The organism is Ruegeria sp. CDSC002, from assembly GCF_059610905.1.
In genome coordinates, this window is the sequence record NZ_JBXWOM010000001.1 from 493,225 (window position 1) to 517,016 (window position 23,792).

The 23,792-nt window shown below is 57.6% G+C and carries 24 protein-coding genes; 12 read left to right on the forward strand and 12 right to left on the reverse strand.

All coding sequences use genetic code 11. The features are described 5' to 3' along the window. Nucleotides 1-4 precede the first annotated feature (4 nt). The 8 genes from AC2FJE_RS02525 to AC2FJE_RS02560 all read left to right on the forward strand — a co-directional run bounded on the left by AC2FJE_RS02525 (nucleotide 5) and on the right by AC2FJE_RS02560 (nucleotide 8,048). A complete protein-coding gene (locus AC2FJE_RS02525; protein WP_472723583.1) occupies nucleotides 5-616 on the forward strand; it encodes a TorD/DmsD family molecular chaperone in 612 nt (203 codons plus the stop codon). Nucleotides 617-677: 61 nt separating this feature from the next. Continuing rightward, complete coding sequence (locus tag AC2FJE_RS02530; protein ID WP_058273834.1) at nucleotides 678-866, forward strand: ubiquinol-cytochrome c reductase iron-sulfur subunit N-terminal domain-containing protein; 189 nt, start codon at nucleotides 678-680, stop codon at nucleotides 864-866. Nucleotides 867-994: 128 nt separating this feature from the next. Further along, the gene (locus tag AC2FJE_RS02535) at nucleotides 995-3,889 is read left to right on the forward strand and encodes a formate dehydrogenase subunit alpha (RefSeq protein ID WP_496753710.1); all 2,895 of its coding nucleotides are present in this window, start codon (nucleotides 995-997) and stop codon (nucleotides 3,887-3,889) included. Nucleotides 3,890-3,900: 11 nt separating this feature from the next. Then, entirely contained in the window at nucleotides 3,901-4,494 is a 594-nt protein-coding gene (gene fdh3B, locus AC2FJE_RS02540) for a formate dehydrogenase FDH3 subunit beta (RefSeq protein WP_058273836.1), read from the forward strand. A 73-nt stretch (nucleotides 4,495-4,567) separates the two neighbouring features. Continuing rightward, complete coding sequence (locus AC2FJE_RS02545; protein ID WP_282168495.1) at nucleotides 4,568-5,773, forward strand: formate dehydrogenase subunit gamma; 1,206 nt, start codon at nucleotides 4,568-4,570, stop codon at nucleotides 5,771-5,773. Beyond that, on the forward strand, nucleotides 5,774-7,036 hold the full coding sequence (locus tag AC2FJE_RS02550) for a c-type cytochrome (RefSeq protein WP_496760587.1): 1,263 nt from the start codon (nucleotides 5,774-5,776) through the stop codon (nucleotides 7,034-7,036). A 13-nt stretch (nucleotides 7,037-7,049) separates the two neighbouring features. Next, nucleotides 7,050-7,175: a hypothetical protein gene (locus AC2FJE_RS02555; protein ID WP_496695140.1), complete on the forward strand. Its 126-nt coding sequence runs from the start codon at nucleotides 7,050-7,052 to the stop codon at nucleotides 7,173-7,175. Next, entirely contained in the window at nucleotides 7,176-8,048 is an 873-nt protein-coding gene (locus AC2FJE_RS02560) for a substrate-binding domain-containing protein (protein WP_496753707.1), read from the forward strand. A gap of 4 nt (nucleotides 8,049-8,052) precedes the next feature. Here the strand turns inward: AC2FJE_RS02560 and AC2FJE_RS02565 are convergent, their stop codons facing one another. From AC2FJE_RS02565 to AC2FJE_RS02605, 9 genes are all read right to left on the reverse strand, one after another. Beyond that, nucleotides 8,053-8,868 carry an ABC transporter substrate-binding protein gene (locus tag AC2FJE_RS02565; protein ID WP_282168498.1) on the reverse strand — a complete coding sequence of 272 codons (816 nt, stop codon included), beginning with the start codon at nucleotides 8,866-8,868 and terminating at the stop codon, nucleotides 8,053-8,055. A gap of 20 nt (nucleotides 8,869-8,888) precedes the next feature. Then, complete coding sequence (locus AC2FJE_RS02570; protein ID WP_282168499.1) at nucleotides 8,889-9,623, reverse strand: ATP-binding cassette domain-containing protein; 735 nt, start codon at nucleotides 9,621-9,623, stop codon at nucleotides 8,889-8,891. Next, a complete protein-coding gene (locus tag AC2FJE_RS02575; RefSeq protein WP_058277689.1) occupies nucleotides 9,616-10,329 on the reverse strand; it encodes an ABC transporter permease in 714 nt (237 codons plus the stop codon). Before AC2FJE_RS02575 ends, AC2FJE_RS02570 begins: the two co-directional genes overlap by 8 nt. Nucleotides 10,330-10,482: 153 nt before the next feature. Beyond that, nucleotides 10,483-11,472, reverse strand: a complete 990-nt coding sequence (locus AC2FJE_RS02580; RefSeq protein WP_108859098.1) for an ABC transporter substrate-binding protein — start codon at nucleotides 11,470-11,472, stop codon at nucleotides 10,483-10,485. Between the two features lie 56 nt (nucleotides 11,473-11,528). Continuing rightward, nucleotides 11,529-12,374, reverse strand: coding sequence for an ABC transporter permease (locus tag AC2FJE_RS02585; protein WP_496760589.1), 846 nt, complete (start codon nucleotides 12,372-12,374; stop codon nucleotides 11,529-11,531). After that, on the reverse strand, nucleotides 12,371-13,300 hold the full coding sequence (locus tag AC2FJE_RS02590; protein WP_058277687.1) for an ABC transporter permease: 930 nt from the start codon (nucleotides 13,298-13,300) through the stop codon (nucleotides 12,371-12,373). Before AC2FJE_RS02590 ends, AC2FJE_RS02585 begins: the two co-directional genes overlap by 4 nt. Beyond that, nucleotides 13,293-14,090 (reverse strand): ABC transporter ATP-binding protein, encoded by a 798-nt coding sequence (locus AC2FJE_RS02595; protein WP_496695133.1) that lies wholly within the window; start codon nucleotides 14,088-14,090, stop codon nucleotides 13,293-13,295. Before AC2FJE_RS02595 ends, AC2FJE_RS02590 begins: the two co-directional genes overlap by 8 nt. A gap of 55 nt (nucleotides 14,091-14,145) precedes the next feature. Further along, a complete protein-coding gene (hydA, locus tag AC2FJE_RS02600) occupies nucleotides 14,146-15,600 on the reverse strand; it encodes a dihydropyrimidinase (protein ID WP_496760591.1) in 1,455 nt (484 codons plus the stop codon). A 91-nt stretch (nucleotides 15,601-15,691) separates the two neighbouring features. Then, nucleotides 15,692-16,942 carry a Zn-dependent hydrolase gene (locus tag AC2FJE_RS02605; RefSeq protein ID WP_496695131.1) on the reverse strand — a complete coding sequence of 417 codons (1,251 nt, stop codon included), beginning with the start codon at nucleotides 16,940-16,942 and terminating at the stop codon, nucleotides 15,692-15,694. Nucleotides 16,943-17,113: 171 nt separating this feature from the next. On the opposite strand from AC2FJE_RS02605, the gene AC2FJE_RS02610 reads away from it, so the two are divergent. Then, entirely contained in the window at nucleotides 17,114-17,722 is a 609-nt protein-coding gene (locus AC2FJE_RS02610; RefSeq protein WP_496753705.1) for a TetR family transcriptional regulator C-terminal domain-containing protein, read from the forward strand. Nucleotides 17,723-17,752: 30 nt separating this feature from the next. Here the strand turns inward: AC2FJE_RS02610 and AC2FJE_RS02615 are convergent, their stop codons facing one another. The 3 genes from AC2FJE_RS02615 to AC2FJE_RS02625 all read right to left on the reverse strand — a co-directional run bounded on the left by AC2FJE_RS02615 (nucleotide 17,753) and on the right by AC2FJE_RS02625 (nucleotide 21,007). Beyond that, nucleotides 17,753-19,183, reverse strand: coding sequence for an NAD-dependent succinate-semialdehyde dehydrogenase (locus AC2FJE_RS02615; RefSeq protein ID WP_496753702.1), 1,431 nt, complete (start codon nucleotides 19,181-19,183; stop codon nucleotides 17,753-17,755). A gap of 103 nt (nucleotides 19,184-19,286) precedes the next feature. Next, nucleotides 19,287-20,231 (reverse strand): LysR substrate-binding domain-containing protein, encoded by a 945-nt coding sequence (locus AC2FJE_RS02620; protein WP_496753699.1) that lies wholly within the window; start codon nucleotides 20,229-20,231, stop codon nucleotides 19,287-19,289. 2 nt (nucleotides 20,232-20,233) lie between these two features. Beyond that, entirely contained in the window at nucleotides 20,234-21,007 is a 774-nt protein-coding gene (locus tag AC2FJE_RS02625; RefSeq protein WP_496760593.1) for an aspartate dehydrogenase, read from the reverse strand. 158 nt (nucleotides 21,008-21,165) lie between these two features. On the opposite strand from AC2FJE_RS02625, the gene AC2FJE_RS02630 reads away from it, so the two are divergent. The 3 genes from AC2FJE_RS02630 (at nucleotide 21,166) to AC2FJE_RS02640 (ending at nucleotide 23,756) form a co-directional block, all read left to right on the forward strand. After that, a complete protein-coding gene (locus tag AC2FJE_RS02630) occupies nucleotides 21,166-22,119 on the forward strand; it encodes a dihydrodipicolinate synthase family protein (protein WP_496760595.1) in 954 nt (317 codons plus the stop codon). Nucleotides 22,120-22,214: 95 nt separating this feature from the next. Continuing rightward, nucleotides 22,215-22,757, forward strand: coding sequence for a 3-hydroxyanthranilate 3,4-dioxygenase (locus tag AC2FJE_RS02635; protein WP_058273852.1), 543 nt, complete (start codon nucleotides 22,215-22,217; stop codon nucleotides 22,755-22,757). Nucleotides 22,758-22,781: 24 nt separating this feature from the next. After that, nucleotides 22,782-23,756, forward strand: coding sequence for a TRAP transporter substrate-binding protein (locus tag AC2FJE_RS02640; RefSeq protein ID WP_058273853.1), 975 nt, complete (start codon nucleotides 22,782-22,784; stop codon nucleotides 23,754-23,756). The last annotated feature ends 36 nt before the right edge of the window (nucleotides 23,757-23,792 follow it).

Sequence of the window (23,792 nt, forward strand, 5' to 3'; positions counted from 1 at the left end):
CCTGATGACCGCAAGTGAAGCGCAACAGATGAATGTCTCGGCAGAGGATCGTATGCGCGCGGATTTCTACAACTTTCTGGGGCTGCTTCTGTCTGCGCCGCCCGATCAGATGCTGCTAGATCAAGTATCCGGTCTGACTGGCGATGAGACCGATCTTGGACAGGCCATTCAGGCCATGGCCCGCGTCGCCAAAGTGACCAAGCCCGCCGCAGCGGAACGCGAATTCAACGCGCTGTTCATCGGGTTGGGACGCGGCGAGCTACTACCTTACGCCAGTTTCTACCTCACTGGGTTCCTGAATGAGAAACCCCTGGCGCAGCTGCGCAACGACATGGCGATGCGTGGCATTACCCGAGCCCGGAACGTTTTTGAACCGGAAGACAACATCGCCTCATTGATGGAGATGATGGCGGGCATGATCGTTGGTCGCTTCGGCGCAGCTGCATCTTTGGAAGACCAGAGGGCATTCTGGAACAAACATATCGGCCCTTGGGCCATGCATTTTTATTCGGATTTGGAAGGCGCCGAGAACTCGGTTCTCTATGCCTCGATCGGCACAGCCGGTCGGGTGTTCATGGAGATTGAGCGCGAAGCCTTCCGAATGACGGCAGCGTGAACCGCTGTCACTCGCCAGCGCCCTCACGGGTGCTAATTCGCAAATGGGAGAGGAGAAACCCATGAGCAAGACCAAGGAAGAAGGCGCAACGCGCCGCGACTTCCTCAAACTGGCTGGAACCGCAGCGCCCGCTGCCGTTGCCGCCGCCAGCCTGAGCGGAAAAGCCGAGGCAGCCGAGCTGCCTACGGATGAGAACCGCATTCAGGATACCGCGCACACGCGCGCGTACTTGAAAAGCGCACGCTTCTAGCGCGACGACAGCGCCCGGTTCAAACCCGGACGAGGTCACACCCGACTGACGGTTGCGATTGGCCCTGACGTCGGCACCAGCAGTACCAAGCCAGCCGTGGCTCACACGGCGCGCAAGGGAGGAAAGAAATGCTTAGGAAAAAGACCAACGGGGTTGCGAGACGCCCCCAGCGGACAAGTATCCTGTCCCAGGTCGGCGAGAAAACCGTCGATCGCCGCGCATTCCTGCGTGGCTCGGGCCTGACGATCGGCGGCCTTGCCGCGATCAGCGCCACGGGTGGAACCGTGACGCCAGCCAGTGCCCAGACAGCGGCCAATCAGGCCGTCGAAAATATCAAATCCATATGCACCCACTGCTCGGTCGGCTGTACCGTCGTCGCCGAAGTGCAGAACGGCGTCTGGATCGGGCAAGAGCCCGGTTGGGATAGCCCGTTCAATCTGGGCGGACATTGCGCCAAGGGGGCCGCAGTTCGCGAGCACGCCCATGGCGAGCGTCGCCTCAAGTATCCGATGAAAAAGGAAGGCGGCGAGTGGAAGCGCATCAGCTGGGAAGAGGCGATCAACGAGATCGGCGACGGCATGATGAGCATCCGCAAAGAATCCGGACCGGACAGCGTGTACTGGCTAGGCTCGGCCAAGCATAACAACGAACAGGCCTACCTGTTCCGCAAGTTCGCCGCCTATTGGGGCACGAACAACGTGGACCATCAGGCGCGTATCTGCCACTCAACCACGGTTGCGGGTGTTGCGAACACATGGGGCTACGGCGCCATGACCAATTCGTACAACGACATCCATAACTCTCGGGCCATCTTCATCATCGGCGGCAACCCGGCCGAGGCGCACCCTGTCTCGCTGTTGCATGTTCTGCGCGCGAAAGAGCAGAACAACGCGCCACTGATTGTCTGCGACCCGCGCTTTACGCGCACCGCGGCCCATGCCGATGAGTATGTCCGCTTTCGCCCCGGCACAGACGTTGCTTTGGTCTGGGGTATTCTGTGGCACATCTTCGACAACGGATGGGAAGACAAAGAGTTCATCCGCACCCGTGTCTGGGGCATGGATCAGATCCGTGAAGAGGTTGCCAAGTGGAACCCGGAAGAGGTTGAGCGCGTCACCGGCACCCCCGGTTCGCAGCTAAAGCGTGTTGCACGCACCATGGCCAACAACCGTCCCGGTACGGTGATCTGGTGTATGGGTGGCACGCAGCATACCAACGGCAACAACAACACCCGCGCTTACTGCGTACTACAGCTTGCGCTTGGCAACATGGGCACCTCGGGTGGTGGCACCAATATCTTCCGCGGCCATGACAACGTTCAGGGCGCAACGGACCTTGGTGTCCTGTCCCATACCCTGCCCGGCTACTACGGCCTGTCAAAAGGTGCATGGGGCCACTGGGCCCGTGTCTGGGGTGAGGAACCGGAATGGCTCGCTGGTCAGTTCGCCACGATCAAGGACAAGGAAGGCAAGGACAAACCGCTTCAGAACGAGCGCGGCATCCCGGTCTCCCGCTGGATCGATGGTGTTCTGGAAGACCCGGCAAACATGGATCAGGATAACAACGTCCGTGCCATGGTGCTGTGGGGCCACGCGCCTAACTCGCAGACCCGGATGACGGAAATGAAGACGGCGATGGAGAAGCTGGACATGCTGGTCGTGATCGACCCGTATCCTACAGTTTCCGCCGTTTTGCATGACCGTACCGATGGTGTCTACCTGTTGCCCGCCTGTACGCAATTCGAAACCCGCGGCTCGGTCACGGCATCGAACCGCTCGCTGCAGTGGCGTGACAAGGTGGTGGAACCGCTGTTCGAAAGTCTGCCGGACGAGGTCATCATGGCCAAGTTCGCCAACAAGTTCGGCTGGGCGGACCGTCTGTTCCGAAACATCGAAATGGACGACCCGGAAACACCGAATGTTGAAAGCATCACACGTGAGTTCAACTCGGGCCTCTGGACCATCGGTTACACCGGTCAGTCACCGGAACGTCTGAAAAGTCACATGGCCAACCAGCACACGTTCGACAGAACCACTCTGCAGGCCATTGGTGGACCCAACGACGGCGAGTATTACGGTCTACCCTGGCCTTGCTGGGGAACGGCTGAGATGGGTCATACGGGGACACCAAACCTCTATGACATGTCCAAACCGGTGGCCGAAGGCGGCCTGACCTTCCGCGCCCGTTTCGGCGTGGAACGCGATGGTGACAACCTGCTGGCCGAAGGGGTCTATAGCGTTGGGTCGGAAATTCAGGATGGATACCCTGAATTCACGATGCAGATGCTGATGGACCTTGGCTGGGATGGCGATCTGACGGCCGAGGAACGCGCGGCCATCGACGCCGTCGCGGGACCAGAGACCAACTGGAAGACCGACCTTTCCGGCGGCATCCAGCGGGTCGCGATCGAGCATGGCTGTGCGCCCTTCGGGAACGCCAAGGCCCGCGCGGTTGTCTGGACCTTCCCGGATCCGATCCCAATCCATCGCGAGCCGTTGTATACTCCGCGTCGCGATCTGGTAGAGGACTATCCGACCTACGAGGACCGTCAGGCCTATCGCCTACCCACGCTCTATGCATCGATTCAAAAGAACGACTTTTCAAAGGATTATCCGATAATCCTAACGTCTGGTCGTCTGGTCGAGTATGAGGGCGGCGGCGATGAGTCACGGTCGAACCCGTGGCTGGCCGAGCTGCAGCAAGACATGTTCGTCGAGATCAATCCGCGCGATGCCAACAATCTGGGCATTCGTGACGGGGCACAGGTCTGGGTCGAAGGTCCCGAGGGCGGCAAGGTCAAGGTGATGGCGATGCTGACCAACAGGGTCGGTGCCGGCGTGGCCTTCATGCCGTTCCACTTTGGCGGCCATTTTCAGGGCGAAGACCAGCGGAATAAATACCCTGCTGGTGCCGACCCCTATGTCTTGGGTGAAAGTTCCAACACCGCCCAGACCTATGGCTATGATTCAGTGACCCAGATGCAGGAGACCAAGTGTACTCTCTGCAAGATCTCGGCAGCGTAAGGAGAACGATAATGGCTAGAGCAAAGTTTCTCTGCGACGCTGAACGCTGCATCGAGTGCAACGCCTGCGTAACCGCGTGTAAGAACGAGCACGAAGTGCCTTGGGGCATCAACCGCCGCAGGGTGGTGACGATCAATGACGGCAACCCGGGCGAACGCTCGATCTCGGTGGCCTGTATGCATTGCTCAGACGCGCCTTGCATGGCGGTGTGCCCGGTCGACTGCTTCTATCAGAACGAAGAAGGCGTCGTCCTACACTCCAAGGACCTGTGCATTGGCTGCGGCTATTGCTTTTATGCGTGCCCCTTCGGTGCGCCGCAATACCCGCAGGCGGGCAACTTCGGATCACGTGGCAAGATGGACAAATGTACCTTCTGCGCCGGTGGTCCCGAAGAAAACAACTCGACCGCAGAGTTCGCAAAATATGGTCGCAACCGGATCGCTGAGGGCAAACTGCCCATCTGCGCCGAGATGTGTTCCACCAAGGCCCTGCTCGCCGGTGACGGCGATGTGGTCTCGGCCATCTACCGTGAACGCGTCGTGGCGCGCGGATTTGGATCGGGCGCATGGGGTTGGGGCACCGCCTACGACCAGAAGGACGGGTAAACCCGCCTTCATGAACCAAACAGACGACCCGCATCCGTGGGTCGTCTGAACAGGGATTTTGACCGAGGTTCAGATGTTCCGCTTACTCGCCATATTGCTGCTGACATTTTCGATGGCCCAAACCGCCATTGCCCAATCAAGTGAAACCGAAGCCGCCGCACCAGCCGACAGGACGGCGACTGGTGGTGCGACTACGCTTGAGGATATCATGGCGCGCCAGCGCGGCGAAAAGGTGGATGACAGCTATCGCTCGGACAATACCGGCCAAAGTAACGCCGAAGGCCTGCTTGGCCAGTTGGGCACGCGCGGAATTGCCTCGGACAGCGATGTCTATCGCGCACTTCGCTACGGTTCGGCGGATGTGACCGTGTCATCTCATGGACCGGCCGCAACTGTACTGATCCAGGACGGCGGCATGTGGTGGCTAAATTTTCGCACCGGTCCTTTGCGTGAATACGGATCTTACATCATCGGCGGTATGCTTGTTCTGTTGCTGCTGTTTTTCCTGATCCGCGGAAAGATCAGGATTGATGGTGAAAAGACCGGGCGGAAGATTCTGCGTTTCAACGGGATCGAGCGGTTCGGGCACTGGTTGTTTGCCGGGTCCTTCCTGATACTAGGCGTCACCGGCCTGTTAACTTTGTACGGTCGTGATTTCCTGATCCCCGTTTTCGGCAAAGAGGGGTTCGCGACGATCGCTCAGGGTTGCAAATGGCTGCACAACAACCTGGCTTGGGCCTTTATGCTTGGGCTGATTATCGTGACCGTGAACTGGATTTCTCACAACATCCCGAACCGCACCGACCTGAAATGGCTCGCTGCCGGTGGGGGGTTATTCACCAAAGGCAGCCACCCGCCCGCCAAAAAATTTAACGCCGGGCAAAAGATCATATTCTGGCTTTGCATTCTGCTGGGCGTCTCGATCAGCCTGTCCGGTCTGTCGTTGCTGTTCCCATTTGAAATGCCACTGTTTGCCAAGACCTTTTCGATCGCGAATTCGACCGGTATTCCGCAGATGCTTGGGCTGAACCTGCCCGTGCAGATGTCCCCGCAGGAAGAGATGCAATACGCCCAGATCTGGCACGTCATGGTCGCCTATGCATTCATCGCGATCATTCTGGCCCACATCTATCTGGGCTCGGTCGGCATGGAAGGTGCGTTTGACGCTATGGGAACCGGAGAGGTGGAAGAGCAATGGGCGCGCGAGCATCACTCGCTGTGGCTTGAAGAGGTGCAGGCAAAAGAGGCCAGCGAAGGAGCGGCCTCGCCCGCCGAATAAATGCGCAAGCTGGTTCTGGCACTGGTGCTGCTGCCCCTGCCCGCGATGGCCGAGTTCTTCACTCTCAAAGGCCACGGCGGGCCCATCATGGGGATCGCCACCGCGCCAGACGGGCGGATCGCAACAGCAAGTTTTGACAACTCGGTTGGCATATGGACCGGGCAATCGCCGAAATGGCTGGAAGGCCACGAGGCCGCAGTCAATTCCGTCGTATTCAACGGTACCGCGATCTATTCGGCTGGGGATGATTTTACCCTGCGCCAATGGCCCGGCGGTCAGGTTGTTGGTCAGCACAAAGGCAAGATTGTAGGCGTCGCCGCGTCGAAAACCCATGTGGCAACGGCCAGTTGGGATGGGACCATCGGGCTGTGGCCGGTCGATGGCTCGGCGCCGTCGATGCTCGGGCCGACTGGAAGCGGTGTGAATGCCGTCGAATTCTCTGCAGACGGTTCGGAACTGTATTCCGCAGGTATCGATGGTTCACTGCGCATATGGGACGTTGCCAGCGGACAGGAAACGAACCGGTTCGTGGAACATGGCTTTGGTATCAACGAACTAGTACTGAACGAGCAGGACAACTGGATTGCTTATGGTGCAGTCGACGGTGTCACCCGCATCCTTGACCTGACAACCGGTGATGAGCGTGATTTCACCTTGGAACGTCGACCGATCCTTGCATTGGCGCTTAGCCCGGATCGCAGCATGCTGGCCGTCGGAGATGGCGAAGGCTATATCATGGTGATCGACACGGTCGAATGGCGTATCGCGCAGGATTTCAGGGCCACATTACGCGGCCCGGTCTGGGCGCTGGCCTTTTCGCCTGATGGGCAGAACCTACACGCGGGCGGGATTGACGAAGCCATGTACAGCTGGCCAGTCGCCTCGCTTGGCGACCAGAAACAGATGGCCGCGACAGAACCCAGCTTTCTCAAAAACCCTGAGGAAATGGAGAACGGAGAACGCCAGTTTACCCGCAAATGCTCGATCTGCCACAGCCTTACACCGGATGGTCAACGCCGCGCGGGCCCGTCGCTGCATGGTGTGTTCGGGCGAAAGGCCGGTACGCTTACCGGATATTTTTATTCGGACACGCTGCAAGACTCTGATATCATTTGGAATGAAGAAACGATAAACGCTCTGTTTGACGAAGGGCCGGACCATTACATTCCGGGGTCGAAGATGCCGATGCAGCGGATCACCGAACCCAGGGACAGGGACGACCTTATCGCCTTTCTACGCCGCGCCACGGCACTGGAAAACTGAGCTGGAGGAGACTATGAAAGCCTTTCTTGCCGCTGTCGCTGCCATGGTGGTGATCACAGTCGCTGCGCCCTTTGCACTGCAACAGATCGGTTTCAGTGCTGCGGATTCCGGCACCAGCTCGGCTGTGCGTCTCGACTGAATGTCCGAATATCTGACCACCAAGGAACTGGCCGATCTGCTGCGCATTGGCGAGCGGAAGGCCTATGATCTTGCCTCATCGGGTGAGGTGCCTTGCGTGCGTGCCATGGGCAAACTGCTGTTCCCTCGGGCCGAGGTGATCGCCTGGCTCAACGCATCACGATCCGGCCCGGAAGTGGCCGAACCGCCCCTGCCCCCGATTGTCGCTGGCAGTCACGATCCGCTGCTGGACTGGGCGCTGCGCGAAAGCGGTTCGGGGTTGGCGACCTATTATGATGGCTCATTCGATGGACTAACCCGCCTGAAAGACCGGAACGCGCAGGCGGCAGCGCTGCACATTCATGAGGATGGCGGGTTCAACACCCAGACCCTGAAAGACTCTTTGGGTGAGGCTCCGGTCGTTCTGTTCGAAGTCGCGCAGCGCCAGCGTGGTTTGCTGCTGGCACCGGGCGCATCGGAAATTCAGGGTTTTGCGCAGCTAAAAGGCCGACGTGTCATCCTGCGTCAGGACAGCGCGGCCAGCCAACGGTTGTTCGACGCACAGCTTGAGGCCCACGAAATAACCCGCAACGATCTGGAAACCCTGCCCACTTGCGCCCGCACAGAAGAAGAGTTGGCCATTGCCCTGCATGACAACAAGGCCGAGGTCGGGTTCGGACTAGGCGCATTGGCTGGGCTGTACGATCTGGGATTTGTTCCCACGCATACCGAACGCCTGGACCTGGCGATTTGGCGTCGGGCCTATTTCGATGACCCGATGCTGAAATTGCTCAGCTTTGTGCAGTCCGACCGGTTCCTGACCCGCGCCGATGAGTTTGGTGGGTATGACCTGTCCGGTCTGGGAACGATCCACCACAATGGCGCCAGCGGGTGATCCCCTATTTCGCGTTCGGAAAGAACAGCTGCTGACCATTCAACTCAAAGGCCTCGATGGCTGCCTGCCCGTCCGGGCCGATTAGCCAATCGACAAACCGCTGCCCTGCCGCCGCCCTTACACCCGCGTGTTTTTCGGGGTTCACCAGAATAACGCCGTACTGGTTGAACAAGCGCGGGTCACCTTCGACCAACACTTCAAGGTTTCCACGGTTGCCGAAGGACTCCCATGTCGCACGATCCGTCAGGGTATAAGCATCCATGCCACTGGCGACGTTCAACGTCGCGCCCATGCCTGAACCGGTTTCCCTGTACCACGTACCCGATTCCGCAGCCGGACCTACTCCGGCGTCGTTCCAGTGGCGCATTTCAGCCTTATGGGTTCCGCTGTCGTCCCCGCGTGATGCAAAGGGAACTTCGGCCTCAGATACCGCGGTCAAAGCGGCCACGATATCCGATCCGCCCTTCACCTTGGCCGGGTCTGATTTGGGACCTACAAGAACGAAGTCATTATACATCACGTCAAATCGTTCAACGCCCCAGCCGTCTTCGACAAACTGCTCCTCGTCGGCCTTTGCATGGACCAACAGAACGTCACCATCCCCATTGATTGCGTTACGGATCGCCTGCCCGGTGCCCACAGCAACAACGCGCACGTCGATCCCGGTTTCCGCCTCGAACCATGGAAGGATGTAATCCAACAGTCCCGAATTTTGGGTCGAGGTCGTTGATTGTACCACGATAAATGGTTCTTCGGCCAAGGCCGGACCTGTAAACAAGCCAAGTGAAACCAATGCTGCCCGAATGAAATTCCGGATCATTCTAAACTCCAGATTTTTTGTTATGTCACCAATCCGCCTGCAAGATACCTGCGCGAGGCATCACTTTTGGGATCGTCCAATACCTGACGCGCATCGCCATGTTCAACCACATGACCGCCCTGCATCATGACGACATCCGATGCCAGCCGGCGCGCCTGACCGATGTCATGGGTCACCATAACAATGCGCACCCCCCCTTCTGATGCGCGCAGGATCATCCGCTCAATCACCTGAGTGGCGCCGGGGTCCAGCGCGCTGGTCGGTTCGTCCAGAAACAAGGTATCCGGGTCCAGCGCCAGCGCGCGCAGGATGGCCAGCCGCTGCGCCTCACCTCCCGACAGCGATCTGGCCGCTTGCCGTGCTTTGCCTTCAAGCCCGCCTTGGGCCAGCAAATCAGCAATACGCGTCTTGCGAGCAACGCGCTGCAGGCCCTGCCGTTTCAGGACAAAATCCAGATTGGCTGCAACGGACCGGCGCAGCAAGACGGGTTGCTGAAACACCATCGCCTGCCGGGCCTTGTGATCAGCATTCAAAGGAACTCCATCTTGCTCCACGTACCCTTTGTCCGGCGCAATCAACCCATGCAGGCACCGCAGCAACAGGCTTTTGCCCGCGCCGTTCGGTCCAAGGATTAAGGTCGGCCCCGGCCCGCTCAATGTCAGGTGCGGAACGTCCAGCAATGCGGTGCCATTACGCGCAATCTGCAATCCGTTAACGGTGATACGCCGCGCCATTTCCGAGACCAGATCACGCATGGCGCAACCCTTCTCTCTCAGCCCGCAGGCTAAGCGTGCTGACCATGGCGTTCACCGCTATGGCAATACCGATCAGGATCGCGCCGAGCGCCAGGGCCAGCGCAAGATTTCCCTTGGACGTTTCCAGCGCGATGGTCGTCGTCATCACCCGCGTCACGTGATTGATGTTTCCGCCAACGATTATGACCGCCCCAACCTCGGCAATGGCGCGGCCAAATCCGGCCAGCAAGGCCGTGACCAGCGCCAAACGCGCATCCCACAGAAGTACTGGCACAGACGCCAGCCGCGACACGCCCAAGGATCGGAGCTGTTCCGAGTACTCCTCGGCCAGCATCTCGACCACCTGCCGCGTCAACGCAGCGACGATGGGCGTCACCAAAACAACCTGCGCAATGATCATCGCGGTCGGTGTGTAGAGCAGTTCAAGGACGCCCAAAGGCCCGGATCGCGACAACATCAGATAAACCAGCAAGCCTACGACCACCGGCGGGAACCCCATCAGCGCGTTCATAAGAATGATCAAAACCCGCCGCCCCGGAAAGCGTGCAACGGCCAGCGCAGCGCCAACAGGCATGCCAATCAGTGCAGAAATCAGGACGGCAAAAACGGAAACTTTCAGGGAAAGCAGCACAATCGCCCAAAGCTCTGGATCCCCATTCAGGATCAGAGTGAACGCTGTATTGAATTCTGATGCAAATCCCTGCATTTTCTTCGGACTATCGCCAGTATCGTATGAAATGCGCTGTTATTCATAGAATTCTACGCCATTTCGATCTCAAGTACAGACACATTTCCGACATAAGAAACAGGAAACGCGGCCCCGTTTGGGACCGCGCCTTTTCAGTCAGTGCGAAGCGGATCAGTTCAGAGCCGCATCCGTGATCTGGTGCGTCCAAGCGCCGTCTGGCTGCTTGGTGATCACAGGATCGGAACCGCCCGCCAACAGGGTGGCAACGGTACGCTCAAAATCGGCAGGGTCCAGCGAACCGTTCGAACCTGAGGTCAGCTTCGCGATCTCGCCCATCATGCGTTTCTGATGCTCTTCGGTCTGGGCGCCGGTCTCATCGTTTTCCAGCACGATATCGGCTGCCTCATCCGGGTGTTCTTCGGCGTATTTCCAACCCTTCATCGAGGCGCGAACGAAGCGTTCCATCTTGTCGACAAACGCTGCGTCCCCAAGGTTCTCTTCCAGAACATACAGGCCGTCCTCCAATGTCGCGACACCCTGATCTTCGTACTTGAAGGTCACCAGCTCATCCGGGTTGACGCCGGAATCGATGACCTGCCAATATTCGTTATAAGTCATGGTGCTGATGCAATCGGCCTGACGCTGCAGCAGCGGGTCGACGTTGAAGCCTTGCTTCAGAACTTCCACACCGCTTTCGCTTTTGCCACCCGTGTCGATACCCAGTTGGCTCATCCAGCTCATGAATGGGAATTCGTTGCCAAAAAACCAAACGCCCAGCGTGCGGTTCTTAAGGTCTTCGGGTGCCTCGATCCCGGCATCTTTCCAGCAGGTCAGCATCATACCCGAGCTTTTGAACGGCTGCGCGATATTGACCAAAGGCAAACCCTTTTCGCGTGCGGCCAGCGCGGCGGGCATCCATTCGACGGTCACGTCAGCGCCGCCACCTGCGATCACCTGCGTCGGTGCAATGTCTGGTCCGCCGGGCAGAATAGTGACGTCCAGTCCCTCTTCCTCGTAGAACCCCTTGTCCTTGGCAACATAGTAGCCCGCGAACTGAGCCTGCGTGACCCACTTCAGTTGCAATGTCACCTCATCCGCAGCGAAAGCCGAACTGGCGGCCAGACTAAAGGCGGCTATCGCCCCGCTGAGTAGCTTATTCATCTTCATATCTCCTAGTTGCTGTTGGTGCCCCTTTTGGGGTCTGTTGAATTATTGTTTTATCCACGTTGCGACGGGTGCCAGAAGGTCACCGCCTTTTCGATCATTGCGACAAGACCATAAAATGCGGTTCCGGCCAAAGCGGCCACCACAATCTCGGCCCAGACCATATCCAGCGATAATTGCCCCACGCTGGTGGATATCCGAAAGCCCATGCCTAGCGTGGGCGAGCCAAAGAACTCTGCCACGATAGCGCCGATCAACGCCAGGGTGGTAGAAATCTTTAAGCCGTTGAAGATAAAGGGCATCGCGGCGGGCAATCGCAGCTTCAAGAAGCTCTGCCAATAGGTGGCCGCATAGGTCTCCATCAGGTCGCGCTGCATGGCTGCAGCCTCGCGCAGACCAGCCACGGTGTTGACCAACATTGGGAAGAACACCATCACCACGACAACGGCAGCTTTGGAGTGCCAGTCGAACCCGAACCACATCACCAGGATGGGTGCGGTCCCGACGATTGGCAGCGCTGCGACAAAGTTCCCAACGGGCAGCAACCCAAGTCGGAGGAAATCCCAGCGATCCACCGCAATTGCCATCAGGAATGCGGCGAAGCACCCAATGATGTACCCGCTGAACGCGCCTTTGATGATGGTCTGAACGAAGTCCTCCCACAGGATCGGCAGGCTATTGGCAAAGCGCACCGCAATTACGGATGGCGCCGGCAGTATGACCAAAGACACGTCTAGCCCTCTGACCAGCAGCTCCCAAATGACAATGATCGTTACGCCAAATATGAACGGAGCCAGAAATCGCACCATGCGCGTGTCCGCATAAGGCCCGCTGGCCAGACGACTATTCAGCCACCAACCCAGGACCCAAACGACGATTGCAAACAGCACTAGTATCATTGCGCCATCCCCATTCTTTTCAGGACCTTCCGTTCTACAAGCCCCAGCAACCCGACCAGGCAAGCCGCCAGAATGGCCGCTGCAAACAAGGCCGACCAGATTTGCACGGTTTGCCCATAGTAGCTGCCTGCCAGCAGACGCGCACCCAAACCGGCCACCGCCCCTGTTGGCAATTCACCAACGATGGCGCCGACCAGCGAAGCCGCAATGCCGATCTTCAGGGACGTAAACAGATATGGCATCGATGCAGGCAAGCGCAGCTTCCAGAACCCCTGCGACCGGCTAGCGCTGTAAGTGCGCAGCAGGTCCAGTTGCATTGCATCCGGGCTGCGAAGCCCTTTGACCATACCGACAACCACAGGGAAGAAACTCAAATAGGCCGAGATTACCGCCTTGGGGATGATCCCCTGAATGCCCACCGAGTACAGCACCACGATAATCATTGGCGCCAAAGCGATGATGGGAATCGTCTGGCTGACGATGGCCCATGGCATCACCGAGAGGTCCATGACTCGGCTGTGCACGATCCCTACAGCCAGCAGAATGCCCAATCCAGTACCGATCACAAAGCCCAGCATCGTTGCGCTCAGCGTGACCCAGCCATGATAGATAAGTGACCGCTTCGAAGTGATTTTTTTCTGTACAGTGGTCTCCCACATCTCGACGGCGACCTGATGCGGCGCCGGCAGGCGAGGCCGGTCCTGCTCCCACGTGGCGGGGATGGCAAAGCTGTTATTCAACACCAATCCGAATTCGGACATATCCCGACGATCTTTAGCCGAAGGTGGCTGAACTTCGGCCCCTGCACGCTCCTGTTCCGTCAAAACACCTTTGATGTTCATTGGAATGCAGGCCGCATACCAAAAGACGACGATCACCGCGAGAACGGTCAGAACTGCCCAAAAAGCTTTGAACCCATCATTCATCGTCCGCATGCCCCGCCCGCAGACCCTCGCGCACACGATGAGCCACTTCGATGAACTCAGGCGTGTCGCGGATGTCCAATGGACGTTCCTTCGGCAACGGGCTGTCGATCACATCCGTTATCCGCCCCGGTCGCGGGCTCATCACCACGATCTTGGTGCTCAGATACACCGCCTCGGGGATCGAGTGCGTGACGAATCCGATAGTTTTTTCTGTGCGCGCCCAAAGCGCCAAAAGCTGTTCGTTCAAGTGATCGCGCACGATCTCATCCAACGCCCCAAAGGGTTCGTCCATCAATAGTATATCAGCGTCAAATGCCAGCGCCCGCGCAATACTGGCGCGCTGCTGCATGCCCCCGGACAGTTGCCACGGAAATTTGCCGCCAAACCCTTCAAGGTCAACAAGTTCCAGAACGCTTCTCACACGTTCATCCTGCTCGGCAGGCGAATATCCCATGATCTCCAGCGGCAGCTTGATGTTCTTGGCAATGGTGCGCCAGGGATAAAGCCCCGCCGCCTGAAACACATAGCCATAGGCCCGGTTCCGCCGCGCCTCATCCGGGGTCATGCCATTGACCGTCAGGGTTCCCCCGGTTGGTGTTTCGAGCGCAGCAATACATCGCAAAAAGGTGGTTTTCCCGCAGCCTGAGGGACCGATGAAACTGACAAATTCACCCTTGTCGATCGTCAGGTTCACGTCTTTCAACGCGTGGATTGGTCCGTCATTGGTTTGGAAGGTCAGATCCAGCTGCCTTGCCTCGATAACGGGCTGGGTAGTGCTTTCAGTATTCATTCCATAGCCTTGAAAAGATTTGATTTTGGGCCGCATGAATTGCGGCCCGCACGCATCATACACCCGTTGCCGGGATACCCGTCCGTTCAACCGGCCGAGGCGCGGTCAGCTCTTTCCAGGTGCTTAGCGCTTTGTTCACAGTGGTATTGGCCTCACGTGCAACAAAATCGCCGTGGCCTTCCTGCGTGCGGATTTCCCCATCATGCACAGCCACGTGCCCACGAGTAAGGGTAAAGCGCGGCAGGCCTTTAACCTCTTTGCCCTCGAATACATTGTAGTCGATCGAGGATTGCTGCGCATCGGCACTGATCGTCTTGGACTTTTCAGGATCCCAAACCACCAGATCCGCATCAGCGCCAACCAGAACGGCTCCTTTTTTCGGGTAACAATTCAATATCTTGGCGATATTCGATGAAGTCACCGCGACGAATTCGTTCGGCGTCAAACGCCCGGTGTTTACCCCATGAGTCCACAGCATCGGCATCCGATCTTCAAGCCCGCCGGTGCCATTGGGGATCTTGGTAAAGTCGCCCACACCATAGCGCTTTTGTTCGGTGGTAAAGGCACAATGGTCTGTTGCCACAACGCTCAACGATCCCGATTGCAGACCGTTCCACAAGCTGTCCTGATGCTGCTTGTTCCGGAACGGAGGGCTCATAACCCGACGTGCCGCATGATCCCAATCTTGGTTGAAATACTCGCTCTCATCCAACGTCAGGTGTTGGATAAGGGGTTCGCCCCAGACCCGCTTGCCCTGCAATTTGGCCCGCCGGATCGCCTCATGCGCATCCTCGCAGGACGTATGCACCACATAAAGCGGCACGCCCGCCATGTCAGCTATCATGATGGCGCGGTTTGTCGCCTCGCCCTCAACCTGCGGCGGGCGGGAATAGGCGTGCGCCTCGGGGCCATTGTTCCCCTCGGCCAGCAGCTTAGCACTGAGTTCAGCCACCACATCGCCATTCTCGGCATGCACCATCGCAATACCGCCCAGTTCGGACAGGCGCTTGAACGAGGCGAACAGTTCGTCATCATTCACCATCAGAGCGCCCTTGTAGGCCATGAAATGCTTGAACGTGTTGATCCCCCGCGTTTCAATCACCGTTTTGATGTCATCGAACACCTGCTCGCCCCACCAGGTCACGGCCATGTGGAACGAGTAATCGCAATTCGCACGGGTGGATTTGTTGTCCCAGCGTTTCAACGCATCCAAAAGGCTTTCCCCGGGGTTTGGCAGCGCAAAATCAACCACCATGGTGGTGCCGCCTGCCAGCGCAGCCCGCGTACCGCTTTCGAAATCATCGCTGGAATAAGTGCCCATAAACGGCATCTCCAGATGGGTATGCGGATCAATCCCACCCGGCATGACGTAACATCCCGTGGCGTCCAATTCCTTGTCACCCTTCAGATCCATCCCGATCTCTGTGATGACGCCATCTTCGACCATGACATCCGCCTTGTAAGACAAGTCGGCGGTCACAACGGTTCCGTTCTTGATAACAGTGCTCATTCTAATCTCCCTGACGCGGTCTGCGCCGATTGCTTGATCTGGCCAATATATCCCGTGGGAGTCGCCCATCAGGCGACGGGGGCAGCGCCCCTTATTCCACAATCTCGGCCGTTTCGACGACCGCATGAAACAGAACATCCGCCCCGGCTGCGGCCCAATCCTTGCTGATCTCTTCCGCCTCGTTGTGGCTCAACCCGTCAACGCAAGGGCACATGACCATGGCCGTCGGGGCCACCCGGTTGATCCAACAGGCATCGTGCCCCGCCCCTGAGATGATATCGGTGTGCGAATATCCCAGCCGCTCTGCTGCGTCCCGTACAGCCGCGACACAGCTGTCATCGAACTTCACTGGATCAAACCCACCAACTTTCTCGAATTCGATCTGCAGGCCCATCTCTTCCACGATATCTTCGGCCGCAACGCGCAAACGGTTTTCCATATCTGTGATGACCGCCAAATCCGGCGAGCGGAAATCGACCGTGAACACCGCCTTGCCGGGAATCACGTTGCGAGAATTCGGGAACACGTCAATATGCCCTACAGCACCAACGGCATGGGGCGCATGAGACCACGCGATCTCATCCACTTTCTCAAGGATACGCCCCATCGCCAGACCCGCGTTTTTGCGCATCGGCATCGGAGTAGATCCAGTATGTGCATCTTTGCCTGTCACGGTGATCTGCGTCCAGCTCAGCCCCTGCCCGTGCGTCACAACGCCGATATCCTTGCCCTCGGCCTCAAGGATCGGCCCCTGTTCGATGTGCAGTTCAAAGAAGGCATGCATTTTGCGGGCACCGACCTCTTCGTCTCCCCGCCAGCCAATGCGCTTTAGCTCATCGCCGAACGTCTTGCCCTCGGCATCCTCGCGGTCATAGGCCCAGTCTTGCGTGTGCATCCCGGCGAACACCCCTGAGGAAAGCATCGCTGGTGCATAACGTGTGCCCTCTTCGTTGGTCCAGTTGGTCGCAACGATCGGGTGTTTGGTCTTGATGCCCAAATCGTTGAGCGTGCGGATAATCTCCAGCCCACCCAATACGCCCAACACGCCGTCATACTTGCCGCCGGTTGGTTGGGTGTCCAGATGCGAGCCGACATAGACCGGCAACGCTTCCGGATCAGTCCCTTCGCGACGGGCAAACATATTGCCCATCTGATCCAAACCCATGGTGCAACCGGCGTCTTCGCACCACTTTTGAAACAAAGCGCGCCCTTCTGCGTCTTCATCCGTCAGGGTTTGGCGGTTGTTGCCGCCCGCAACACCGGGGCCGATCTTGGCCATCTCCATCAGGCTGTCCCAAAGTCTGTCGCCATTGATCCTGAGGTTCTGCGCCGGAGCTGCCATCTTGTTCTTCCCTGTTGCTTGCGATTTGGCTCGCTTTTGGTGTCTTGATTTGACCATCTGGTCAAACTCACGCTATCACGGGTTCGACATCAGTCAAGAAATTGCATGGTGCCGCCGGAAAATTCGGCATATTTGGTGCCCGCTTGGCGGAAAAAGAGACAGTCAGGAAACATGCCCAAAGACCGCGCCCCGACCCGAATTCAGAAAAAGAACCGCGCCGCGATTCTCGAAGCCGCACTGAACGTGTTTTCGGCGCATGGTTTCCGTGGGGCGACCGTCGATCAAATCGCCACCGAGGCCGGGCTGAGCAAACCGAACCTGTTGTATTATTTCCCGTCGAAAGAGGCGATCCACACCGCCTTGCTGTCCGGTCTGTTAGAGATCTGGCTGGCACCGCTGCATGATCTGGACGCGGATGGGGATCCGATGGAGGAAATCCTGGCCTATATCCGACGCAAACTGCAGATGAGCCGGGACTTACCGCGCGAAAGCCGCCTGTTTGCGAACGAACTGGTCCAGGGAGCACCGCGTATTCACGAGTCGTTGTCCAATGATCTTAAAACGCTGGTGGATGAGAAAACGGCGATTCTCACGCGGTGGATGGATCAGGGCAAAATCGCGCGCCTGCACCCCTATCACCTGATTTTCTCAATCTGGGCGCTGACACAACATTATGCGGATTTCGACGTTCAGGTTCGCGCAATTCTGGGCGACGAAGACCCGTTTGAAGGGGCCGAGCCGTTTATCGACACGCTCTACCGGAAACTTCTGACGCCGTAATCGGCGCGACTTTATCTGACGCGCCTTTGCTCAGGTGATGTCGGCGGAATGCCATACGTTTTTTACGATCATGTAGTTGTCCAGCCCCTCGGTGCCGCCTTCGCGACCATATCCGCTGGATTTCACGCCCCCAAAGGGCGTCTCAGGCATGGATGCCTCAAGCGTGTTGATAGACAGGTTTCCAACCTCGACCTCGTCAATCAATCGATCAATATAGTCCGCGCGATTTGTGAACGCGTAACCGGCCAGCCCATAGGGCACCGAGTTCGCTTTGCCGATTGCGTCGTCCAGTGAGGACACTGGATTGATCACAGCCACCGGACCAAAAGGTTCCTCCTGCATGATCCGGGCGTTGTCGGGCACGTTCAGCAGGACGGTGGGCTGAAAGAAGTACCCTTTGTCGCCATGTTTGGCGCCACCCGTGGCAACCGTCGCACCCTTTTCACGGGCGTCTTCCACCAATTCGGTCAGTGCAGGCACCCGCCGGTCATTTGCCAAAGGCCCCATTTCCACATTTTGGTCCATTCCGTTTCCGACAATAGTTGCCGCAGCGCGTTCAACGAAAGTTGTGGCGTAATCGTCAAAGATGCTCTCATGCGCAAAAAACCTTGTAGGCGATGTGCACACCTGCCCGGCATTGCGCATCTTTCGGACTGCGCTTGAGATCCCGGCCGCTTTCACATCTGTGTCTTCGCAGACAATTACTGGCGCGTGGCCACCAAGTTCCATCAGCACCGATGTCATGTGTTCCGAGGCCAAGGTGGTCAGATGCCGCCCCACAGCGGTTGAGCCGGTGAAAGCCACGAGCCTGACCGGATCCTGCGGGATGAGGTGGCCTGAGATTTCTGCCGGCTCCCCGAACACCAGGTTCAGGACGCCTGCAGGAAGACCGGCATCTTCAAAGGCTTTTGCAATATGTATTGCTCCCGCAGGTGTTTCTTCTGCCGCCTTCAGGATGATCGAGCAGCCCGAAGCCAGCGCGCCGGCGATTTTGCGTGCTGGTTGGCTCATCGGGAAATTCCAGGGTGAAAAGGCTGCGACGACACCGATAGGCTGGTGATGAACGGAAAACTTGTGACCCGGAGCCGCAGGGATGACCCGCCCATAGGTCCGCATCGCCTCGCCCGCGTCCCATTCAAAGAACTCTGCCCCTCGGATAACCTCAAGCCTGGCCTGATTCAGCGGCTTGCCGTGTTCCATGGTGATGGTATGGGCAATCTCTTCCTGACGTTGCCGCATCAGTGCAGCAGCGCGCAGGATTGTGTCGGAACGTTCACGCGGTGAGGTGCGACTCCATACGCGAAACCCTCGGACCGCAGCCTCCAGGGCGTCATCCAGATCCTGCTTCGACGCGCAGGGAAGCCGCCCGATTTCGCCCACTGTCGCGGGATTCACGACCGGTATGTCCCGGTTGGCTGTGCGCCACTTGCCCGCGATGAACAGCTTAAGCTCAGGATACATGAAACCGGTGCCTCCGACTTTGACTATTTCAAATCACGCAATGGCCGGCATTACTTCAAGTGAATTGGGTGAATACTGATATCAATTTGACGAATACCTGACCTCATTTCTGTTTCACCGCCTGATGCAGCGCCGATTTAAAGGCCCGGCCAGCGGGGGAAAGATCATCATCCGCCCGGAATGAGACACCAATCGGCCCCTGCCCAAATGGGACATCCCAATCCAATGGCGACAGGTAGCCGTGGGCGATGTCCTGCGACACGACCTCGGCCGGCATAAGCCCGATCAGATCGCGTGACTGCAGTAGAGCGCGATTGGTCAGGTAGGACACGGATTCGATCGTCACGGGCGGAACGTATTGCTGCTGGCCAACAAAGAAATGATCCAGCTGACGCCGCAATGTGGTTTCCAGCGGCGGGACGATCCAGCCAAAGGGTTTGGTCTGAGCGAAGGAAACATCCGAGCGACCCGCAAGAGGATGCTGATTGCCGACAATCGCCAGAATGCGGTCTTCAAACAGCTTTTCCTGCCTGATCTTGTCACGGTGCCTATGAGAGGGAAGCCGCCCGACTACCATGTCGATTTCGCCTGAAAGCAACCTCGGCATCAGGACTTCGTTCGTGCCCTCGTTGATCTTGATCGCCACATTCGGACGGTCGGCCAGAAGGATTTCAATGGCCGCCGGCAGCAGGCTGGTTGAGGCCGCCAACAAAGTGCCCACAACCACGCGGCCTGCATTGCCTTCGTTCAGGTCATCAAGTTCCTGTGCAGCGTTCGAGACCTGCGCAAAGATCAACTTGCCATGACGGATCAGGGTTTCTCCGAAAACAGTCGGGGTCACGCCCCGATTGGTTCGGCTGAACAGCTTGACCTCAAAGTCCAGTTCCAGATCCTGAATCATCTTGGTTGCTGCGGGTTGAGAAATGCCCAGCTCGCGTGCCGCGTTCTGGATGTTACCGTGCGCTCCCACCGCTACCAGCAAACGCAGTTGGCGTAGCTTCAGCCGGGTCAGGGCGCGGTCGACGATACGTGAATGACGTCCCACCATGGTCACATCACAATTGGCTTTGAAAGCTGCTCGAGCTTGGCCACCACACTCATCGCGGCCAAGGCCGAGCTGCGTGGATTGTCCGGCAGGGAATTGCCGCTTATCCGGAAATGGAACTGCCCGAATTCCCCTTCGGCCTCGACCTCATGAACGTTTTGCGCAATCGACGGATCAGCGATGAGTTTAACCTGCGTCTCATCAAATCCAATCCCAGCCAAGGCTACGGCTGCCGCAACATTTGCGTTTTTGGGATAGGCCAACGCCGCCTCTCGGGCGGTCCCAGTGAAGTGCGTTTCAACCTGTGTCAGCCCCTCAAGATCCAGCCTGTCCTCTGCGGCAGAGCCTTTCCAACCTAGCGGCGGCTTGCGCCCGACATAGATAACCTTGTCTAATTTGCCGGTCGCCGCAGCGCTCAGGCAATCAAGGGCACCGATTGCGCCGCTGGCCAGGTGCAGTTTCGCCTGCCCCACGCTGGCCGCGCTTTCCATCTCGTCTGCAATCGTTTGATCCGCCAATGCACCGACGGACACCGTGATCATGCCCGTACCCTGCCTCAGAACCTGAGGACCATAGGCCGCCAGTGCCTGATGGCCGGCGCATTCGATCACTAGATCCGCCTCTGCGATGAGCTCTGGCACCGAACCCACAAACAGGTTCGGGTTTTGTGAAATGCTGCCTGGTCGCACCAGAACCGCATGTACCATATGGCCTCGCGCCTGAACCGCGCCCATGACATGTTGCGCAATCGCGCCTTTACCGATCAATCCTATTTTCATGTGGCAAACCTAAACCAGCGCCAAAGAATTCTAAATTGGTATTCTTTGGGTATTCTAATTTCAGATACCCAGTTCCCGGCTTTCGCATTGGATCACGTGGTGTGATCAGGCTTTGATGGCGACGCCAGAATTTCCCGTTAATCGGAAGGCCCGTTAAAATGAACTACTCCAAGCGCGACGCCAAAGCCTATGCGCGCGAGAACATGACCGGCATCTGGGCCGCAGCCCTGAACCCCTTCAACGATGATTTGTCACTGGATGAGGCCGGGCTGCGGTCAAACATTCGCCACTGGATTGACGATCTGGATATCCAGGGACTGTTCGTGGCAGGCAAGCAGGGCGAGTTCTTTTCGATGAGCCTTGATGAGCGCAAGCGCAACTTTGAGATTGCGGTTGACGAATGCGCGGGCAAAGCCGGTGTGATTGTCTCGGTCTCGGATCAGAACATGGACAAGGCGCTGGAACTGGCCCGCCATGCGCAGAATTGTGGGGCCGATTACATCGTCTTGCATGCCCCTGTTCTAAGCTTTGTTCAGGATCGTGGAGAGGTTTTGTACCAGTACTACAAACGGTTCTGCGATGAGCTGGATATCGGGATCGCGATGTGGAGCCACCCGGACAGCGGATACCTGATGCAGCCTGAAGAATGCGCACGGATTGCTGATTTGCCTAACATCGTGGCCATCAAATACTCCGTCCCGCGTGAGATGTATGTGAAACTGACGCATATGGTGGGCGACAAAATTCATGTCTCGACATCGGCTGAACATGAATGGCTGGACAATATTCTGGAACTGGATTGGAAATTGTATCTGTGTTCGTCGCCGCCTTACCAGTTACAGACAAAGAATGATCAGCGCATGAACGAATACACGCGGCTGGCTTTTGCCGGCAAAGCAGATGAGGCGCGCAAGGTGTTTGACAGCCTGAACCCGGTGCGGGACGCGATGAAGCGAACCAAACCTGCAGGCAAACCCACCGCTTTTGGAAAATACTGGCAAGAGCTGCTGGGACAGGTCGGAGGGCGCGTACGGCCCCCAATGCTGGAACTGACCGAGGCGGAAAAAGAGATCATCCGCAAAGGGTTCGCGGAATGCGGCCTGAAGCCATAGCCACATCGATATAAGCAAATCGGATATCTAGATGCGGATAATTTCTTTGCGGTTATGAAAAAACCGGCCAAACTCCTACTAACAGGGAGTGGGACATGTCGAAGTTAAGTGCATTCAACTTTCAGAAATGGATCGACGAACACCGTCACCTGCTGAAGCCGCCGGTCGGCAATCAACAGGTGTGGGAGGATGCCGACCTGATGGTCACCGTCGTCGGCGGGCCGAACAAGCGAACCGACTATCACGACGATCCAGTTGAAGAGTTCTTCTATCAGCTAGAAGGCGACATGGTGCTGAAGCTGTATGACGGAGAGGAATTCTATGACGTTCCGATCCGCGAAGGTGAGATCTTCTTGCTGCCGCCGCATGTGCGCCATTCACCACAAAGACCGCAGGAAGGCTCAATCGGATTGGTGATCGAACCCAAACGGCAAACAGGCGAGCTGGACGCGATCGAATGGTATTGCTTTGAATGCGGCACCCGCGTTCATCGGGCCGAGATGCAATTGCAGTCTATCGTCAAGGACTTGCCGCCGGTCTACGAAAAATTCTATTCATCAGAAGAAGACAGAACATGCCCGAACTGCCAGACCGTGCATCCGGGAAAAGAGCCGCCAGAGGGCTGGGTCACACTCTGAGATGAACAAACAACAGGGAAGAACATGAAACATTTTGCTAAGATTGCCGCTTCGGCTGCAGCGCTTGCTGTGACATCGCTAGCTGCCCATGCAGATGAATTCCGTCTGGGCCTGATCACGCCACCTCCGCATATCTGGACCAAGGCGGCCGAGTCCTTTGGGGCCGAGCTGAACGAAGCCAGCGGTGGTGCCCATACCGTATCTGTATTCCCTGCCCGTCAGTTGGGCAACGAGGCAGAGATGCTGCAACAATTACAGACTGGCGCGCTGGACATGGCCTTCATGACCGTGGCCGAAGTGTCGAACCGCGCACCTGAGCTGGGTGCGTTTTATGCGCCGTATCTCGCGGATGATATCGGCCACGCGGGGCGCATCCTGCGTTCGGATACCGCAAAATCGATGCTGGAACCCCTGCCTGGTCAGGTTGGAGTTGTAGGCTTAGGTTACGGTATGGCCGGGCTGCGCCAGATCGTCAGCCGGGGCGATGTGTCTTCGGCAGAGGACCTGTCTGGTCTGAAACTGCGGATCACGCCGTTCACGCCGATTTTGGATTTCTACAACGCGGTCGGAGCTGCACCAACACCGATGCCGCTGCCTGCTGTCTATGACGCGCTGGCCAATGGGCAGGTCGATGCCATTGATATGGATGCTGAACTGATCTGGGTGCTGAAATACTATGATCACGCAGACACGATCGTTCAATCCGACCACATGATGTTCCCGATGGTCGGGCTGGTCTCGGCCAAAGTCTGGGCGGGACTGTCCGAAGAAGACCGCGCGATGATCGGTGAACTGATGGCCAAGCATGTCGACAGCACCATCGATGCCTATGTTGCCAACGAAGCGAAGTGGCTGGAACAGATAGAGGGAACCGGCAAGGCCTACAAGAAAGTCGATGCCTCATTCTTTGGCGATGCGATTGAGGAATGGAACGGCATCTGGTCTGAAAAAACCTCGTCCCTTGACGCGCTGCGCGAGACTGCGGCAGAAACCAAATAAAGTTGAACGTTTCAAGGAAAGGGCGCAGGTCAATCC

Bases quoted from the DNA above. Each gene is read 5' to 3' on its own strand.
- AC2FJE_RS02525 (WP_472723583.1), top strand. From the start codon at position 5: ATGACCGCAAGTGAAGCGCAACAGATGAATGTCTCGGCAGAGGATCGT.
- AC2FJE_RS02530 (WP_058273834.1), top strand. From the start codon at position 678: ATGAGCAAGACCAAGGAAGAAGGCGCAACGCGCCGCGACTTCCTCAAA.
- AC2FJE_RS02535 (WP_496753710.1), top strand. From the start codon at position 995: ATGCTTAGGAAAAAGACCAACGGGGTTGCGAGACGCCCCCAGCGGACA.
- fdh3B (WP_058273836.1), top strand. From the start codon at position 3,901: ATGGCTAGAGCAAAGTTTCTCTGCGACGCTGAACGCTGCATCGAGTGC.
- AC2FJE_RS02545 (WP_282168495.1), top strand. From the start codon at position 4,568: ATGTTCCGCTTACTCGCCATATTGCTGCTGACATTTTCGATGGCCCAA.
- AC2FJE_RS02550 (WP_496760587.1), top strand. From the start codon at position 5,774: ATGCGCAAGCTGGTTCTGGCACTGGTGCTGCTGCCCCTGCCCGCGATG.
- AC2FJE_RS02555 (WP_496695140.1), top strand. From the start codon at position 7,050: ATGAAAGCCTTTCTTGCCGCTGTCGCTGCCATGGTGGTGATCACAGTC.
- AC2FJE_RS02560 (WP_496753707.1), top strand. From the start codon at position 7,176: ATGTCCGAATATCTGACCACCAAGGAACTGGCCGATCTGCTGCGCATT.
- AC2FJE_RS02565 (WP_282168498.1), bottom strand. From the start codon at position 8,868: ATGATCCGGAATTTCATTCGGGCAGCATTGGTTTCACTTGGCTTGTTT.
- AC2FJE_RS02570 (WP_282168499.1), bottom strand. From the start codon at position 9,623: ATGCGTGATCTGGTCTCGGAAATGGCGCGGCGTATCACCGTTAACGGA.
- AC2FJE_RS02575 (WP_058277689.1), bottom strand. From the start codon at position 10,329: ATGCAGGGATTTGCATCAGAATTCAATACAGCGTTCACTCTGATCCTG.
- AC2FJE_RS02580 (WP_108859098.1), bottom strand. From the start codon at position 11,472: ATGAATAAGCTACTCAGCGGGGCGATAGCCGCCTTTAGTCTGGCCGCC.
- AC2FJE_RS02585 (WP_496760589.1), bottom strand. From the start codon at position 12,374: ATGATACTAGTGCTGTTTGCAATCGTCGTTTGGGTCCTGGGTTGGTGG.
- AC2FJE_RS02590 (WP_058277687.1), bottom strand. From the start codon at position 13,300: ATGAATGATGGGTTCAAAGCTTTTTGGGCAGTTCTGACCGTTCTCGCG.
- AC2FJE_RS02595 (WP_496695133.1), bottom strand. From the start codon at position 14,090: ATGAATACTGAAAGCACTACCCAGCCCGTTATCGAGGCAAGGCAGCTG.
- hydA (WP_496760591.1), bottom strand. From the start codon at position 15,600: ATGAGCACTGTTATCAAGAACGGAACCGTTGTGACCGCCGACTTGTCT.
- AC2FJE_RS02605 (WP_496695131.1), bottom strand. From the start codon at position 16,942: ATGGCAGCTCCGGCGCAGAACCTCAGGATCAATGGCGACAGACTTTGG.
- AC2FJE_RS02610 (WP_496753705.1), top strand. From the start codon at position 17,114: ATGCCCAAAGACCGCGCCCCGACCCGAATTCAGAAAAAGAACCGCGCC.
- AC2FJE_RS02615 (WP_496753702.1), bottom strand. From the start codon at position 19,183: ATGTATCCTGAGCTTAAGCTGTTCATCGCGGGCAAGTGGCGCACAGCC.
- AC2FJE_RS02620 (WP_496753699.1), bottom strand. From the start codon at position 20,231: ATGGTGGGACGTCATTCACGTATCGTCGACCGCGCCCTGACCCGGCTG.
- AC2FJE_RS02625 (WP_496760593.1), bottom strand. From the start codon at position 21,007: ATGAAAATAGGATTGATCGGTAAAGGCGCGATTGCGCAACATGTCATG.
- AC2FJE_RS02630 (WP_496760595.1), top strand. From the start codon at position 21,166: ATGAACTACTCCAAGCGCGACGCCAAAGCCTATGCGCGCGAGAACATG.
- AC2FJE_RS02635 (WP_058273852.1), top strand. From the start codon at position 22,215: ATGTCGAAGTTAAGTGCATTCAACTTTCAGAAATGGATCGACGAACAC.
- AC2FJE_RS02640 (WP_058273853.1), top strand. From the start codon at position 22,782: ATGAAACATTTTGCTAAGATTGCCGCTTCGGCTGCAGCGCTTGCTGTG.